We start from the raw sequence: 15,694 nt of genomic DNA on the forward strand, positions 1-15,694 counted from the left end.
GCCGGCGCCGCGCCTCTCATTCGAACACCGTTCGATATGAGGATAAAAATGAAGCGACACATCTCGATTGCGCTCGTCATCAGCGCCTCTTTCGCCGCGCTCGGCATGGCCGCGTCTGCGAACGCGCAGCAGAACGCGCCCGCCTCCGTCGATCCGAGCTTCACCGCCTATTCGCTTGCCCAGCAGTGCGCGCAGAAAGGCGACAACACGGCGCAAGGCCAGTGCGTCGGCGCGGTGCGCGGCATCGTGCGCGGTTATCAGTACGGCGTGCTCTTTCTCGGCCAGCGTGCGTCGCTGCCCGCCAACGAAACCCAGCGCGTCTCGCTGTGCCTGAACGACGTGAAGGTATCGGCGATCGTCGACGACTTCCTCGCCGACGCGAAGCAGGTCAAGGACGACGACCTCAAGCGCACGCCGGCCGAAGTCGCGGTGCTCGGGTCCGTGCATTCGCATCACGCGTGCATGTGACGCTTCACTGAACCTCGGGCGCGACCGTATTGCCGGCCGCCGCGCCCGGCACGCTGACCGAAGCCGCCGCCGGCTCGTCCGCATGCCGGCGCGCAAGCCGCGCGCAATCGACCATCGGCAGGCGCCTGACCACCCTCCACGCGACGATCATCGCGATCAGCCCGAAGATCGCGCTGCCGACCGCCTGCCCGACGAGCACGCCGATCGGCCCGTGCTTGATGCCCGCCGCGACGAACGGCACCGTGCCGAGCGTCGTCCTTCCCCAGTTGAAGATCGTCGAGAAGAGCGGGCGGTCGAGATTGTTGAACGTCGCGTTGGCAACGAAAAGGCACCCGACGAACGCATAGCTCGCGACGAGCCACGAGCAGAACGTCGAGATGATCTCGGCCGTTACGCCCTGCGCCGAGAACGCGCGGATCAGCCCGTCCTGCGCGAACGCCAGCACGAGCCACGCGAGCGCGACCGTCGCCAGCACGAAGCCGAGACTGTTGAGAATCGTCTCGCGGATGCGGTCCGCGCGTCCCGCGCCCAGGTTCTGCGCGACGATCGGCCCGACCGCGCCGGTCAACGCATAGATCAGCGCGAAGGCGACGGGCGTGATGCGGTCGATGGTCGCCTGCCCCGCGATCGCGGCCGGCCCGAAGCGCGCCATCGCATGCGTGACGTAGGCGCTCGCGACGGGCGTCGCGAGATTGGTCAGCACCGCGGGCAGCGCGATCTTCAGCACGGGCCTGACGTCGTCCCAGGCGCGCCGCGCCTGAAAGCGGCCGATCAGCCGGTTCGCCCGCGCGACGCCGTAGAGCCCGACCCACGCGAGCGCGACGCGCGCGATCACGTTCGAAATGGCCGCCCCGGTCAAGCCGAGATGCAGGCCGAAGATCAGGATCGGATCGAGGATCGCGGTGACGATCGCGGCGGTCAGCGTGACCGTCATCGCGCGGCGCGCATCGCCGGTGGAACGCATCAGCGCGGACGTGCACATGCCGATGGCGAGCAGCGGCAAGGTCGGCGCGGTGATGTAGAGGAACTGGCGCGTGAGCTCGCGCGCCTCGCCAGTGGCGCCGAGCACGTCGAGGATCGGTTCGAGCAATAGCAGCGTCGCCGCGCTCAATACGACGGTCACGAGCACCATGAACGCGAGGCTCGCGGTCGCGACCTGCCGCGCCTTCGCGCTCTGACCCGCGCCGAGCAGACGCGCGACCGTCGCACTCACGCCGATCGTCATGCCGATCGAGATGGCGACGTGAAAGAAGTTGATCGTGCCCGCAAAGCCGACCGCGGCCGCGACCGAGGTATCGCCGAGCATCGAGACGTAGAACAGGTTGGCGAGATCGACGGCGAAGACGGCCATCAGGCCGATCGCGCCCGTGCCGGCCATGACGATCACGTGACGCAGCGTCGAGCCGGTGACGAAGCGGGCGGCCTGCGCCGCTGTCTTCGATGTCATTGTGCTGCCTTCATGGCGCTGCCCCGAAATTCGATCTGCGCATCATGGCACGAACGAGCATGCGTCGCGCCGCGCCGAACGCCGTGCAAAGCCTCGCTGCGACCCGCGACATTGCGGTTCGATTGAGGTTAAGGCCCGCCACACCAGCCGTTTGTCTTAGAATCGCCGCTTGGCCTCCCTTGCGTCCGCTTTATGAACTCGACATCGGAAGACCGCTGGCGCGACTTGCGCCCGGACCCGGACAGCGACACCCCGCTTTATCTGCAGCTCGCGCGCAAGCTCGCCAATGCGATCCACGAGAACCGCTGGAACGCCGGCGAAGCGCTGCCTTCGGAACGCGTGTTGTCGGAGGCGCTCGGGGTGTCGCGGATCACGTCGAGAAAGGCCATCGCGCTGCTCGTCGAACAGGGTCTGATCCGCCGCACGCAGGGCGCCGGCAGTTTCATCACGCCGCGCTACGAAGACCCGCTCTCGCGCCTGTCCAGTTTCAGCGAGATGCTGCGCCGGCGCGGCTTCACGCCGAGTTCGAAGTGGCTCTCGCGCGTGATCGAGCCCGCCAATCGCGACGAAGTGATCCAGCTCGGCCTCTCGCCCGCCGCGGCGGTGACGCGTCTGCGGCGGCTGCGTCTCGCTGACGGCATCGTGATGGCCGTCGAGAACTCGACGTTTCCCGCCTCCCTGATTCCCGATCCGCTCGCGGTCGGCGATTCGCTCTACAGCTTCCTCGACCAGCGCGGCCTGTCGATCGTGCGCGCGCTGCAGCATTTTCGCGCGGTCAACGCGAGCGACGAGATCGCGCAGCAGATGGGCATCGCGCCGCACGACGCGCTTTTGCTTATCACGCGCGTCGGCTATACGGCGGACCAGCGCGCGATCGAACTCACCGATACCTACTGCCGCAACGATTACTACGATTTCGTCGCGGAGTTGCGCAAATAGGCCGGGCGTTCACCAGCGCGGTTCGTCGGTGCCGATCGGCACGGGCGGCCGCGCCCAGCGCGGTGGCGTCTCGGGCATGCGTTCGGCCGGCTGCGTGCAGGTGAGCTTGCCGAAAGGCGAATCCATCGTCAGCAGCGCGTCCTGCACCTCGTCGAAAGCCGGGTCGTGGGTGCGCTGGCCGTCGTCGAGCGTGCCCATCGATTGCAGCCAGCGGCCGGTCTGCGCGAGCGACACCCGCACCAGCCAGCTTCCTCCTTCCCTCGCGCGGCGTTGCAGCGCGACCATCGCGCCGAACGCCGCGAGATAGCCCGTCGCGTGATCGAGCGCCTGGCACGGCAGATGGCGCGGCTTCGCCTGGCCGGCCGCGCGCGCCTCGGTCCACGCGATGCCGCTCGCCGACTGCACGAGACTGTCGAACCCGCGCCGGGTCGACCACGGTCCTTCGTGCCCATACGCCGACACCGTCACGTAGACGATGCCGGGCCTGATCCGCGCCGCATCGCCGGGGCCGAAGCCGCGCGCCGCGAGCGCGTCTGGCCGGTACGATTGCAGGAAGACATCGGCTTGACCGAGGAGCGCGCGCAGCGTATCGCGGCCGTTGGGCTCGCGCAGATCGAGCGTCGCCGAGCGCTTGCCGCGCCCGTTGTCGATCACGAGCGGCGCGATATTCGGCAGATGCGGGCCGTTGATGAGCAGCACGTCGGCGCCGTGCTGCGCGAGCGTGCGCCCGCCGACCGGCCCCGCGATGATCCGCGACAGGTCCAGCACGCGCACGCCCGAGAGCGGCGCGGCGCCCGCCGGATCGCCGATCGGCATGGCGGGCGCGTCGCCGATGCGTTCGATTTCCAGGAGCGGCAGGTTCGCCAGCGCCTGCGCCTGCGGCAGCGCGGCCCATTCGTCGGGCGAGCGGATCAGCGCGGCGCAGAGTCCCTCGTCGCCCAGCGCCTGATCGAGCTCGGCGCCATCGCGGTTGCGGATCGCCGCCGCGACCGAAGCGGGATCGTCGGCGCAACCGAGCAGTGTCACGATGCCCGCGCGATGGTGCGCGAAATTCGCGTGAAGCTGGAGCCAGCGGCCGTCGCGCGTTTCGAAGAAGCCCGTCAGCGGATCGCGCAGTTCGGGAGCGGGGCCGTCGTCAATGCGCAGATAGCGCTCGCTGCGAAACGCGACGCACGCGCGCCGTGCGGCGACTTCGACGTGCTGCTCGCGGCCCGTGCGCACGCGAAAGCACTCGGCGGCGGCGAGCGCCTCGGCAGCGATCACGGCCGTCGCAAGCCGCGCCACGCGATACACCGAAGGCAATTGCGGATCGCCGCCCGTCACCGTGACGCGCGACAGCGCGGCCGGATCGCACCGCGCCGCGTGCCAGACCTGTTCGAGCGGAGTCATCGAAATGCCCCTGACGGGTTGCCGGAACCGCCAGTCTACGGGCGGCACGAAGCGCGGATCAACCGTAAAATCATGGGCCTTCGCCCTTCAAAGGCCGCGCCGCGCCCGCCCTCATGCCCGACACCCTGACCTCGCCCGCTCCCGCCGCGCCCTCCGACCGGTCGCTCACGATCATGCTGTGGCTCGTCGCGACGGGCTTCTTCATGCAGACGCTGGACTCGACGATCGTCAACACCGCGCTGCCCGCGATGGCGAGAAGCCTCGGCGAAGCGCCGCTGCGCATGCAGGGCGTCGTGATCGCGTACTCGCTCACGATGGCGATGATGATTCCGTTCTCCGGCTGGCTCGCCGACAAGCTCGGCACGCGGCGCGTGTTCTTCAGCGCGATCCTCGTGTTCGCGATCGGTTCGCTGCTGTGCGCGAACGCGCAGTCGCTCACGCAGCTCGTGATCTACCGCGTCGTGCAGGGCGTGGGGGGCGCGATGCTCTTGCCGGTCGGGCGGCTCGCGGTGCTGCGGGTGTTTCCGGCCGAGCGCTATCTGTCCGCGCTCGCATTCGTCGCGATTCCGGGGCTGATCGGCCCGCTGATCGGCCCGACGCTCGGCGGCTGGCTCGTGCAGATCGCGTCCTGGCACTGGATCTTTCTGATCAACGTGCCGGTGGGCATCGCTGGCTGCATCGCGACGCATCTCTACATGCCCGACAGCCGCAACCCGGCGACGCCGCCCTTCGATCTCGCGGGCTATCTGCTGCTCGCCGTCGGCATGGTCGCGCTGACGATCTCCCTCGACGGCCTCGCCGATCTCGGCCTCGCGCACGCCATCGTGCTCGTCCTGCTGATCCTGAGCTTCGGCTGCTTCGTCGCCTACGGGCTGCACGCGACGCGCGCCGCCCAGCCGATCTTCTCGCTCGATCTCTTCAAGATCCACACGTTCAGCGTCGGCCTGCTCGGCAACCTGTTCGCGCGGATCGGCAGCGGGGCGATGCCGTATCTGATTCCGCTGCTCCTGCAGGTGAGCCTCGGCTATAGCGCGTTCCAGGCGGGCATGATGATGCTGCCGGTGGCCGCCGCGGGCATGCTGTGCAAGCGGCTCGTCACGCGCCTCATCGAGCGCCACGGCTACCGGCGCGTGCTCGTCGTGAACACCGTGCTCGTCGGGCTGATGATGGCGAGCTTCTCGCTCGTGAGCGTCGACCAGCCGCTGTGGCTGCGGCTCGTGCAACTGGCGATCTTCGGCGGCGTCAATTCGATGCAGTTCACCGCGATGAACACGCTCACGCTGAAGGACCTCGGCACGGGCGGCGCGTCGAGCGGCAACAGCCTGTTTTCGCTCGTGCAGATGCTCTCGATGAGCCTTGGCGTGACCGTCGCCGGCGCGATCCTCGCGACCTTCACCGGCATCCTGCCGCGCGTCACCGAGAGCAATTCGCTGCCCGCCTTCCACGCGACTTTCCTGTGCGTCGGCGTCATCACGGCGGCGACCGCGTGGATCTTCGCGCAGCTCGCGCCGGAGATCCGCGCGGCGGCGAAGCGCAAACCCGATCCGTCCGAATCGAACTAGGCGTTCCTGCGAATTCCGCCGTCCGGTCGTGCGCGACGCACACGAATAGTGCGCGCGGCACCGCCTCGCGTCACGACCGCGCATGGGGCGACGCAGCGCGCTGGGGCGCGTCGCGCGGGCGGCCCAATGAACACACAAAATCCGCCCGCCATCACGAATAAACGCCAGACGCGCATGGTTCTTGCTCGGACGGACAGGCGCCTATCCTGTAAACTCGATGGCTACGTCAACTCGCCAGCGCACCCGACAGCCCCGACACCATGAGCATGGTTGATCTCGACCCTCCCCGCTTCCAGCCGCCGCGCCCCGTCGCTGGCGACGACGGCTCGCGGCGCACCGTCCTGTACGGCGAATACACGGTGTTCAGCGTGTTCCAGCCGGTGTTCTCCGTGTCGCACCGGCGCGCGGTCGGCTATCACGCGTCGTTGCGCGCGCGCGACGATGCCGAGCGACACGTGCCGTCGCACGAGGTCTTCACGCAGGCCGCCCGGCGCGGCGACCTGCTGGAACTCGGACGGCTCGCGGAATCGCTGCATCTGGGCAACTTCTTCGCCTTCGACAGCCACGACGAGTGGCTCTTCCTGAGCCTGCACCCCGCCGCGCTGATGGACATGAGCTACGGCGACGCGCTGCTCGCCGCGCTGAAGGAACTCGGCCTGCCGCCGCAACGCGTCGTGCTGGAAGTGCCCGAGCAGGCGGGCGGCGAGACGACGCGCTTCACGGAGATCATCGATTCGCTGCGCAAGTCGGGTTTCCTGATCTCGCTCGACGGCTTCGGCGTCAAGCATTCCAACATCGACCGCGTGTGGCAGTTGCGGCCGGATATCGTGTCGCTCGACCGCTGCATCCTCCAGCAGGCGAGCGAGCACAAGCACATCGAGCGCGTCTTGCCGGGGCTCGTGTCGCTGCTGCACGAATCGGGGCAACTGGTGCTGATGGGCGGCCTCGCCACCGAGCGCGACGCGCTGATCGCGCTGGAATCGAATGTGGACTTCGTGCAGGGCGCCTATTTCGCCGGACCGAACGTCGATGCCGTCAAGCCGCAGGCCGCCGCCCATCTGATGGACACGCTTTCGGCCGCGTCGCGCGAACGCGCCGCGGCGCGCGAGCGCGCGCAGGCGGCGCGGCTCGAACCGTACGTCAGCGGGCTCGAGGGCGCGGCGGCGCGGCTCGTCGGCGGCGATTCGCTCGCGGCGGCCACGCGCGACCTGCTGCAATTGCTCGACACCGCGCGCTGCTTCCTGCTGGATCACGCGGGCCGCCAGATCGGCGACAACGTGGTGCCGGTCGTGCGCACGTCGCAGCGGGCGAAGCGCTTCAGTCCGCTCCTGCATTCCGAGGGCGCGAGCTGGGAGCGCCGTCCATATTTCATCGAGGCGCTGCGCGCCCCCGGCCGCGTGCACCTGACGGCGCCGTATCTGTCGATCAACGAGGCGCACCTGTGCGTCACGGCGTCGATCGCGGCACAGACGCCGCACGGCCTTCAGGTGCTGTGCGTCGACATCAACTGGGACGCCGCCATCCGGCGTGTCTGAAGCGCGGCGTTTCGCGCCATCGTCGGCGGCGGCCCGATGCGCCGCCGCCGACGTTCTCACCTCCCTCCCGCACTCCCCCGCAAGATCGTCCTAGCGATTCGTCAGATCGTCATAACGCTGCGAACCGGAAGCGCACTACGCTTGGGTTTAGCTTTCGGCAGCCTTGCGCGTCGGCTGCCGGGCTCGATTGACCTTTGATCCCCCTTTGATCCGCTCGCGTTCCGCTCACGCGTCAAGCGCGGGCGACGCGTCCGAGACAGGTCGCCCGATGCTTGAGTCAGATCGTGGCCGGGCTTGTCCCAACCCGTTTCATCCGGAGCCGTAAAACATGCCTTCACTGACCACCCTCCTCGATACCCCCGTGCGCTGGACGCAAGCCGCCGTCGACGCCGATACGCGCGCCTTTCTCGACGACCTGCAAGCGAACATCCTCAAGGGCCACGGGCGCCATCACAGCGCGCACGTGTTCATGAGCTTCCAGGGCCTCGACCCGGGCCAGACCGCGGGCATCGTCCGCGCGCTGGGACAGGCCTGCACGAGCGCCTACGAGCAACTGCGCGCCAACAAGCGCCTGCCGCCCTTTCTCGACGGCGGCACGCTGCGAACCCTCTTTCTCAGCGCGAGCGGCTATCAGGCGCTCGGGCCGAACGTCGAGATTCCGCCGGGCGAGGCATTTCGCGCGGGCATGGCCGATCGCGCCGCGGACCTGGGCGACCCGGATCGCTGCAAGTGGGACCACGAAGGCTGGGCGGACACCAAGCCCGACGCGATGTTCCTGATCGCCGACGCCGACCCGCAAGCCGTCGCGGCCGACGCCGACGCCGTCAAGGCATGGCTCGCGCTGACGGGCGTGACCGTCCTTGCCGTCGAGCGCGGCCTGCAGCAGACGCGCAATTTCCGGCCGGGCGTCGCGGAAGGCGTCGAACATTTCGGTTATGTCGACGGCCGCAGCCAGCCGCTTTTCCTGCAGGAAGACATCGACGAAGAAGCGCTCTCGACGGGCGGCTGGGACTTCCGCTTCAAGCCGTCGCAGTTTCTGGTCAACGATCCGAACGGCAGCGGGCCGATGTCGGCGGGCAGCTACTTCGTGTTCCGCAAGCTGGAGCAGAACGTGCGCGGCTTCAACGCGGCCGAGGACGCGCTCGGGCGCAAGCTCTTCGGCATCACCGCCGAAGAAGGCGATCTCACCGACGCGCAGAAGGTGCAGCTCGACCGCGCGGGCGCGATGGTCGTCGGGCGCTTCGAGGACGGCACGCCGCTCGTGCTCTCGGATCACGAGGCCGGTCTCGCGCCGCCGAACAACTTCGACTATGCCGCCGATCCGAATGCCGCGAAGTGCCCGTTTCATGCGCACATCCGCAAGGTGAATCCGCGCGGCGACATCGAGCGCATCACCGGCGCGACCGATCTGGAACCGGGGCGCCGGCCGATCATGGCGCGGCGCGGCATCACCTACGGCGCGCTGCGTCCGCACAGCGCCGACCTGAGCGAATTCGCCGATGCCGGGCACGAGCCGGAGAAGGACGCCGGGCTGCTTTTCATGGCGTACATGGCGAACATCGAGAACCAGTTCGAGTTCACGCAGAAGTCGTGGGCGAACAACAAGGCGTTCGTGGCGAACATCGTGCCGTCGCAGATGCGGCCGTCGACAGGGATCGATCCGATCATCGGCCAGACCGCCGATGCGCCCAGTCACGAGCACACCTGGCTCGACGGTCACACGCCGGGCGCGCAGCCGCAGACAATCGGCTTCGATGCGTTCGTCACGATGAAGGGCGGCGAATACTTCTTCGCGCCGTCGCTCACATTCCTGCGTGGAGTCGGGCTGCAGGCGGTGTAACGCGCGGCTTGCGATGCCGCTGATTTCGCGCTTCGGGCGGGCAACCGCCCGAAGCGCTTTTTATTACGCGCATGGCGGCGCTGGCCGCGTCTCGGGTCTGCCCTGCTGCTTACTTCGCCTCGGGGGACGCCGGCGGCTCGGTGTGCATCACGACCTCCTTCACGCCCGGCACGGTCTCGGCGGCGACGCGAATGGCTCGCCGTTCTTCGTCGCTCCGTGCAATCGCAAAGAGATGCGCGACGGCGTCCTTGACGATCACGCTCTCCCGAGGAAGCGCCCAGCGATGACCCGTCATCGCAACGAGAATGGCTTCGCGCAGACCGGCGTCGTCGCCCTCGGCCACGGCCGGCTGCTTCGGCACCACCGTCACGAGGGCGCGGATCAGGTTCGCCCGGCTGACCACACCCACCAGCTTGCCATCGCGGACGACGGGCACGCGCTTGATGCGCCGCGCGTCCAGCAACTCGGCGATCTCGGCGACCGGACACGCTTCGGCGATGGTGACGATGTCGGTGCTCATCACATCCTTGACCTTGGTCGCGTTCTCCTTGACATACATGTTCGCGAGATCGGTGGTCGATGCCAGCGATTCCAGCCACCACGACTGACGTTTGCCGGTGCCGATTTCCTCCCGGCGCATCAGGTCGCCTTCCGTGACCATGCCGACGAGTTTGCCGTCCGGATCGATCACCGGCATACCGCTGATGCCGGCGAAAACCATCGTTCCCGCCGCGATGCGCACGGTCATCTCCGGATCGGCGGTGATGACCGACGTCGTCATGATGTCGACAGCTCGCATGTGCGTCTCCTTCGGTTGGACGGCCCGTCTCGTCGACGGCGATGGACCCATTGTGCTATCGGAATCGTGCGACGATCAAGCCGCTCGCTGTTCTGTCCGCCGGAACTGAGAGAGTAGAACACGAGCTTGCACGAAGCCAGACGTTTCAAGGACGCCGCGTGTGAATTCGCTCCCGGCGGCGCGCGTTCGTGCCATCATGGGTCGTCGGCGATGGAAGGCTCGCGGCGAGCAAGCGAACGCGGACCGCCATTTCAACCAGACACGGAGGAGCGTGACATGGTCGAATCGAGATTCGGATTCTGGAGGGCGACGGGCGCAATGCTGGCCGCCGCCGGACTTCTGGCGCTATCGGACGCGGCACTCGCTACCACTCAGTCGCAACAACGCCAGCAAGGCAGGAACACAAACCAGGCTGCCAAGCACGAAGCGCGCACGGGCAAGGTCGACTGTCGCGCCGCAAACCAGAAGAGCAATTCGCAGTGCCGGCACGACAAGCGCGATACGAAGCAGGAAGGCCGTCAGCAAAAACGGGACATCAAGTACTGACGAAGCGCGCCGGTCGCATGGCGTGCCCGCCAGCGGCGGAAAACGCATCGGCCGCCGCGCGACGGTTGTGACCAGGCGTGTGCGTTTCGCCGGGTGCAACACCGCAGGCCGTTGTCTCGCGTTCGGGCCGAGCGCCGAAGCGCCATCAGAACTTGAAGGTCACGTTCACGCTCGGGCCGTTGAAGCGCAGCGTTTGCACGAGTTGATCGCCCGAGCCGTAAAACGCGAGGTAGCGATAGAGCAGGCCGAAGTCGACCCGCCTCGTGGCGTAGGCCACCCCCGTCAGCGCCTGCCATGTGAACTTCGAAGTGCCCGCCCCCACGTCGAGATAGAACGGGATGTACCACGCGCCGTCCCGCGTGATGGTCGCTCGTCCGCGCACGCCCGCAAAACCATTGAAGAGGTTCTGCATCTGTCCGACGTGGACGTCCGAACTGGCGCCGGGTCCTGAGCCGACTGTCGCCGCGATTCCGACGTCGAGTGTGCCCTTCACGCCGAGATAGCGCATCCCCGCGACCGCATCGAGGTATCCCCATTCCCGCCAGACGAGCGTGCGGCTGGCGCCCAGTTGGATCAGCGTGCCCGCGAAACTCGTCTGTACGTCCTGCTGCGTTTCGCGCGTGCCGAGGACACCGTTCGTCGCATTGACAGATGCCTCGTGCCGGCCGAAGTTGAGGTAGATGCCGTCGGCGAAGATGCTCCACTCGCCCTTGCGCGCCTCTCCCTGCAGCATCAGCGCGAACCTCAGGTTCTGAAGATAGTTGTACGGGCCGCTGGACGCGTCGGCGCCGCCGCCGGGCACCGTGAAGCGCAGCGTCCCGCTCACCTCGGGCAACCAGAGGTACGGTCCCACGGCGAACTGCCACGGCGTGCCGGCATCGACCGGAGCGGAGTCGGCCGCGAACGCCCAGCCGCCTGGCGCAGTCGTCAGCGCAGCCGTCGTCAACGCGGCGATGCAGGTCGAGCGTCGAGTCATGATGTCCTCCTGTCTCTCTCCACGCGGATGCGTATCCGCCACGCGCCGGCGCAGTGTTGCGAGACCGCCGAATTGCCAGTCCCGTTGTTCCGGCCGCGCTTCCAGGACTAGTCCTGAAGGCTCGCCCGGCGCGCCGCTTCCTGGACGCCCCTGACTGCCGCGGCAACAATCAGCCCCGTGAACACCATGCCGACCATGCCCAGCAAGATCGCGTCGATGCGCCCGAACGTCGACGTCGGGACCACGTCGCCGTATCCGATGGTCAGCGCCGTGATCGCGCAGAAGTACACGGTCTCCGCCATCGGCGAAGGCGTTCGCTTCACGGTCTCGACCGGGTTTCCCATGTAATACATGGCGAGCGTCAGCAACACGAACACGACCAGAAGCCCGGCCAGAATCGCTCGCAGATACCAGAGCGTCCTGCCCGATTCCCGCAGGATGTCGCGTGCGCGCAGGTGAACCACCGCGTCGCGCGTTGCATTGCCCATTGCCGGCACCTCCTTCATCGCGCGCGGCTTCGCTGCTCGAAAATCAGCAGCATCAGACACGCGTAAACCGTGACCGCCACGAAGAGCCCCATGCGCACCGCGAACGCCGTGTAGACGTCCTTTCCCGCTGCGCTGTCCTGCACCGACTGGCCGAGCAGGATGATCATCGTGATCAGGCTGTTCAGCCAGAAGCCCGTCGAGTAGCGCGTCGGGTCGATGCCATAGAGCTTGCGTCCCACCAGCAAGCCGAACAGCAGCATCCACAGAAAGAACATCCACAGATGCACGAAGAGCTTGAGCGCAAACCAGAACAGAATCGCGAGCAGACCCCCGAGCAACGTGGAACCGATCAGATCGCGCGCCGCGCTGCGAGCGGTCGTGGTGCAGCTTTGTCTGCCGAGACTGACGGACTTCATGATGATCGGCATGTAGCTCGCCGGATCGGCCATCGCGAGCAGATACGCCGGCATGACCACGAGCGCGGCGCGCAGCGCGATGCGCACCGCCTGATCGTCCGGCATGACCCGGGCGGCGGGCGGCGCCCGCGCGCTCGCGGGCTCGGGAAACAGCATGTGAGTGACGCCCGACACCAGCACGGCAAGCAAGAGTCCCTGCACCAGCGCGCCGACGACCGTCGCGGCCAGTTGGAAGTCGGCGGTTCCGGCAGCGGAGATCATCGTGAGTCCGGCCGCGAGGAACGTCGAGACCAGATTGTTCCCGCCGCGCAGACCATAGCGAAACGCAAGGAACAGCAGGAGGCCGACGAGCATCACGCCAGCGAACGCGTAATGCCGAAGCAACGGGACGAGCAAGAGGCCGCTGCCCGTCGTCAACGCGACGACCAACGCGAGGGCCACGCCGGTCTTGAACGACAGCGGACGCGTGTGCGTCGCGAGCAGAAAGACGGCGAAGACCGGCGCGACCACGGGAATCGGCAGGTCGAGTGCGAAGCTGATCGAGAGACACAGCGCGGTCCCGACGGCCATGCGCAAGGTTCGATAATCAGGCCGCCGAAGCTCGCGTTGCATGGGCGTCTCAGTAGAGGTATGAAAACCAGCTCATCACGCGCAGGAACACGCTGCCGAGCGGATTGAGCGGATTGCCCGAACCGGGAAACGCCATCACCTCGGCCTGCCCGCCGACGCGAACGTTATGCAGACGCGCCCGCTCCCCCTGATCGAACTCGACGATGACGGGAAAGCGTTGCGCAGGGCGCAGCCAGTCGCGGCTGTTCTGCACGGTCGGCAGGCTGCCGGGCGGCGCAGGCTGGCCCACGCTCACGCCATATCCGATAGTGCGAACCCGCCCCTGGAACACTTCGCCCGGCAGTGCGTCGAGCGCAATCGACACGGCCGTGCCGGGCTGCAGATGCGCCAGATTGTTTTCGGTCATGTCCGCGCTGATCCACACATCGCGGATGGCGATCAGCGTCATGACGGGGTTGCCGGCCGCGGCGAACTGGCCGACCTCCGCGCGCAAATCCGTGATGACGCCACCCGAGCGCGCCGTGATGCGCGTGTTGGCAAGATCGAGTTCGGCTTTTTCGAGCCCGGCGGCAGCGGCGCGCAACTGCGCGTTCTCCGACTCGTTGCCGCCCTGTTGCTCGCGTGCCCGCTCCACTTCGGCGCGTGCCGCGACGACCTGACTCTCTGCCTGCTCGTGCGCCGCCCGCGCCACTTCGAGACGTCGCAGGGAGACGGTGCCTTCGTCGTCGCGGTACAGCCTGTCGAGGCGCTCGCTGTCCTGACGCGCCTTGATCTCGTTCGCGATGGCCGCGCGCAACGAGGCGCGCGCCGCGTCGATCCCGGCCGTGCCCGCGCCGATCTGCCGGCGCGTCGACTCCAGGTCGGCCCGTGCGCGATCGACGGCGATCCGGTAGGGCTCGCCGTCGATCTCGAAGAGCACGTCGCCCGCGCTGACTTCCTGGTTGTTGTGCACGAAGACGCGGGTTACGCGCCCCGACGCTTCCGCCGCGACGGACACGACATAGGCCTGAACGCGCGCCTGTTGCGTGTAAGGCGTAAAACGATCGGCGAGCAGATACCAGATCAGGCTGACGACGATCACGCACACCACCACCTTCACCGCTTTGCCCGACGGCTCGGCGGAAGGCGCCGGCGGATTCGGCGGCGGATTCGGCGGCGTGGCGGTCGGCTCGGGCTTGTCGCTCATGGGGACGCTTCTTCAGACGGGCTTCTGGTGGCGGACGCAGCATTCGGCGCGTCCAGCAAGTCGCCCCAGTCGGTGCGTTGCTGCATCTGCCGGCGCGTCGCGGCATCGACGAGCGGCTGTTCCGAATACCAGCCGCCGCCGAGCGCCTTGTAGAGCGCAATCAGACCGCCCACCGCGTTGCTGCGGTTGACGACGTAGTTGTCCTGTTGCGCGAAAAGTGCACGCTGCGCATCGAGGACGCGCTGGAAGTCCGAGTACCCTTCGCGGTAGATCGTATTGGCGAGCGTGAGCGAGCGCCGCGCGGCCCCTTGCGCGTCGTTCAGGATGGTGTCTCGCTGCAAGGCGGCGATCAGCGCCGTGGCGGCGTCGTCGGCCTCGCGGGCCGCCGAGCGCACGGTGTTCTGGTAGGCGACGGTCAACTGTTGCAGGCGCGCGTCCTGCACGCGCACGTTGTTGGTGATTCGCCCGTGATCGAAAATGTTCCATGTGACGCTCGGGCCGGCCACCAGGGCCAGCGTGTTCGGTGAGCCGGTCAGCGAACTCGCGCTCCACACGAGCGAGCCCAGCAAGGAGACGGACGGATAGAGATCGGCTTTCGCCACGCCGATGAGCGCCGATTGCGCGGCCATCTGGTACTCGGCGGCGAGAACGTCGGGGCGACGCAACAGCAGATCCGCCGGCACGTCCTGCAACACCACATGGTCCACCAGCGGCACGACGCCCTCCTTGCCCGACTGCACGTCGAGTTCCGGCAGCGGGCCGGGCGGCCGCCCGATCAGCGCGGCCAGCGCATGATGCGCAAGCACGATCTGGCTTTCGAACTCGGGAATGCTGCTCAGTGTCCCGAGATACTGCGTCTTTGCCTGCTGGAGATCGAGTTCGTCGGTCTCGCCGCTCTTGAAGAGTTTCCGGGCAATCTCGAAGCTGCGCTTTTGCAACTGGGCGTTCTCGCGCGCAATGCGCAGACGCGCCTCGGCCGTGCGCAGCGTGAAATATGTATCCGCGACCTGCGCGTGCAACAGCACCAGCGCCGCATCGCGGTTGGCTTGCGCCGCGAAGAACGCGGCGTCGGCCGATTCGATCGCGCGGCTGAAACGCCCCCAGAAATCGAGTTCCCAGCCGATGCTCAAGCCCGCGCCGTACTGCCAGTAACCGCCCGAGCGGGTGTTGAATCCATCCGAACGCTTTCCCGCCGAGTAAAACACGTCGGCGTTGGCCTGCTGCACCTGCGGGTAGCGTCCCGCGAGCGCGATGCCCAGTTGGGCGCGGGCCTCGATGACACGCAGGCCGGCGATCTTCACATCGCCATTGCTGGCATCGGCTTGCGCGATCAGGCGATCGAGGTTTGCGTCGCTGAAAATTTGCCACCACTGCCGCACGTCGGGCTGCGCCGCCTGTTGCGTGACCCGCGCGATCGACTCGCTGCTCCAGTGCTCGCGCAAGCGCTCAGGCGGCGGCTGAAAGTCCGGACCCACTCGCATGCATCCGCTCAGACACCCTGCGCCGAGCAGTATCGCCATCCTGTAAGAGCGT

Annotated in this window: 14 protein-coding genes; 6 read left to right on the forward strand and 8 right to left on the reverse strand. The window is 67.5% G+C overall.

Features of this window, described 5'->3' with window-relative positions:
- The first annotated feature begins 48 nt into the window (after positions 1-48).
- Positions 49-468: a Rap1a/Tai family immunity protein gene (locus tag AWB66_RS13915; protein WP_125469723.1), complete on the forward strand. Its 420-nt coding sequence runs from the start codon at positions 49-51 to the stop codon at positions 466-468.
- Between the two features lie 4 nt (positions 469-472).
- Here the strand turns inward: AWB66_RS13915 and AWB66_RS13920 are convergent, their stop codons facing one another.
- Positions 473-1,915, reverse strand: coding sequence for an MATE family efflux transporter (locus AWB66_RS13920; RefSeq protein ID WP_087630859.1), 1,443 nt, complete (start codon positions 1,913-1,915; stop codon positions 473-475).
- A gap of 192 nt (positions 1,916-2,107) precedes the next feature.
- Here AWB66_RS13920 and AWB66_RS13925 point away from each other — a divergent pair, with 192 nt between their 5' ends.
- Complete coding sequence (locus AWB66_RS13925) at positions 2,108-2,854, forward strand: GntR family transcriptional regulator (protein WP_087630860.1); 747 nt, start codon at positions 2,108-2,110, stop codon at positions 2,852-2,854.
- A gap of 9 nt (positions 2,855-2,863) precedes the next feature.
- On the opposite strand, the gene AWB66_RS13930 is transcribed toward AWB66_RS13925, so the two are convergent.
- The gene (locus AWB66_RS13930) at positions 2,864-4,243 is read right to left on the reverse strand and encodes a CoA transferase (protein WP_087630861.1); all 1,380 of its coding nucleotides are present in this window, start codon (positions 4,241-4,243) and stop codon (positions 2,864-2,866) included.
- Positions 4,244-4,356: 113 nt separating this feature from the next.
- Here AWB66_RS13930 and mdtD point away from each other — a divergent pair, with 113 nt between their 5' ends.
- The 3 genes from mdtD (at position 4,357) to AWB66_RS13945 (ending at position 9,180) form a co-directional block, all read left to right on the forward strand.
- Positions 4,357-5,805 (forward strand): multidrug transporter subunit MdtD, encoded by a 1,449-nt coding sequence (mdtD, locus tag AWB66_RS13935; RefSeq protein ID WP_087630862.1) that lies wholly within the window; start codon positions 4,357-4,359, stop codon positions 5,803-5,805.
- Positions 5,806-6,065: 260 nt separating this feature from the next.
- Positions 6,066-7,340, forward strand: a complete 1,275-nt coding sequence (locus AWB66_RS13940) for an EAL domain-containing protein (protein ID WP_087630863.1) — start codon at positions 6,066-6,068, stop codon at positions 7,338-7,340.
- Between the two features lie 328 nt (positions 7,341-7,668).
- Positions 7,669-9,180, forward strand: a complete 1,512-nt coding sequence (locus AWB66_RS13945) for a Dyp-type peroxidase (RefSeq protein WP_125469724.1) — start codon at positions 7,669-7,671, stop codon at positions 9,178-9,180.
- A 109-nt stretch (positions 9,181-9,289) separates the two neighbouring features.
- Here AWB66_RS13945 and AWB66_RS13950 read toward each other — a convergent pair whose 3' ends face one another.
- The gene (locus AWB66_RS13950; protein ID WP_087630865.1) at positions 9,290-9,979 is read right to left on the reverse strand and encodes a CBS domain-containing protein; all 690 of its coding nucleotides are present in this window, start codon (positions 9,977-9,979) and stop codon (positions 9,290-9,292) included.
- A gap of 276 nt (positions 9,980-10,255) precedes the next feature.
- Here AWB66_RS13950 and AWB66_RS13955 point away from each other — a divergent pair, with 276 nt between their 5' ends.
- Positions 10,256-10,525 carry a hypothetical protein gene (locus AWB66_RS13955; RefSeq protein WP_087630866.1) on the forward strand — a complete coding sequence of 90 codons (270 nt, stop codon included), beginning with the start codon at positions 10,256-10,258 and terminating at the stop codon, positions 10,523-10,525.
- A 145-nt stretch (positions 10,526-10,670) separates the two neighbouring features.
- On the opposite strand, the gene AWB66_RS13960 is transcribed toward AWB66_RS13955, so the two are convergent.
- From AWB66_RS13960 to AWB66_RS13980, 5 genes are all read right to left on the reverse strand, one after another.
- Positions 10,671-11,501 carry a hypothetical protein gene (locus AWB66_RS13960; protein ID WP_087630867.1) on the reverse strand — a complete coding sequence of 277 codons (831 nt, stop codon included), beginning with the start codon at positions 11,499-11,501 and terminating at the stop codon, positions 10,671-10,673.
- 107 nt (positions 11,502-11,608) lie between these two features.
- Positions 11,609-11,989 carry a potassium channel family protein gene (locus AWB66_RS13965; RefSeq protein ID WP_087630868.1) on the reverse strand — a complete coding sequence of 127 codons (381 nt, stop codon included), beginning with the start codon at positions 11,987-11,989 and terminating at the stop codon, positions 11,609-11,611.
- A gap of 14 nt (positions 11,990-12,003) precedes the next feature.
- Positions 12,004-13,017: a DUF2955 domain-containing protein gene (locus AWB66_RS13970; protein ID WP_087630869.1), complete on the reverse strand. Its 1,014-nt coding sequence runs from the start codon at positions 13,015-13,017 to the stop codon at positions 12,004-12,006.
- 7 nt (positions 13,018-13,024) lie between these two features.
- Complete coding sequence (locus AWB66_RS13975; protein WP_087630870.1) at positions 13,025-14,161, reverse strand: HlyD family secretion protein; 1,137 nt, start codon at positions 14,159-14,161, stop codon at positions 13,025-13,027.
- Positions 14,158-15,681, reverse strand: coding sequence for an efflux transporter outer membrane subunit (locus AWB66_RS13980; protein WP_200818985.1), 1,524 nt, complete (start codon positions 15,679-15,681; stop codon positions 14,158-14,160). The genes AWB66_RS13975 and AWB66_RS13980 overlap by 4 nt, the downstream gene beginning before the upstream one ends.
- Positions 15,682-15,694: the final 13 nt, after the last annotated feature.

The organism is Caballeronia telluris (assembly GCF_001544495.1).
GTDB lineage: Bacteria > Pseudomonadota > Gammaproteobacteria > Burkholderiales > Burkholderiaceae > Caballeronia > Caballeronia telluris.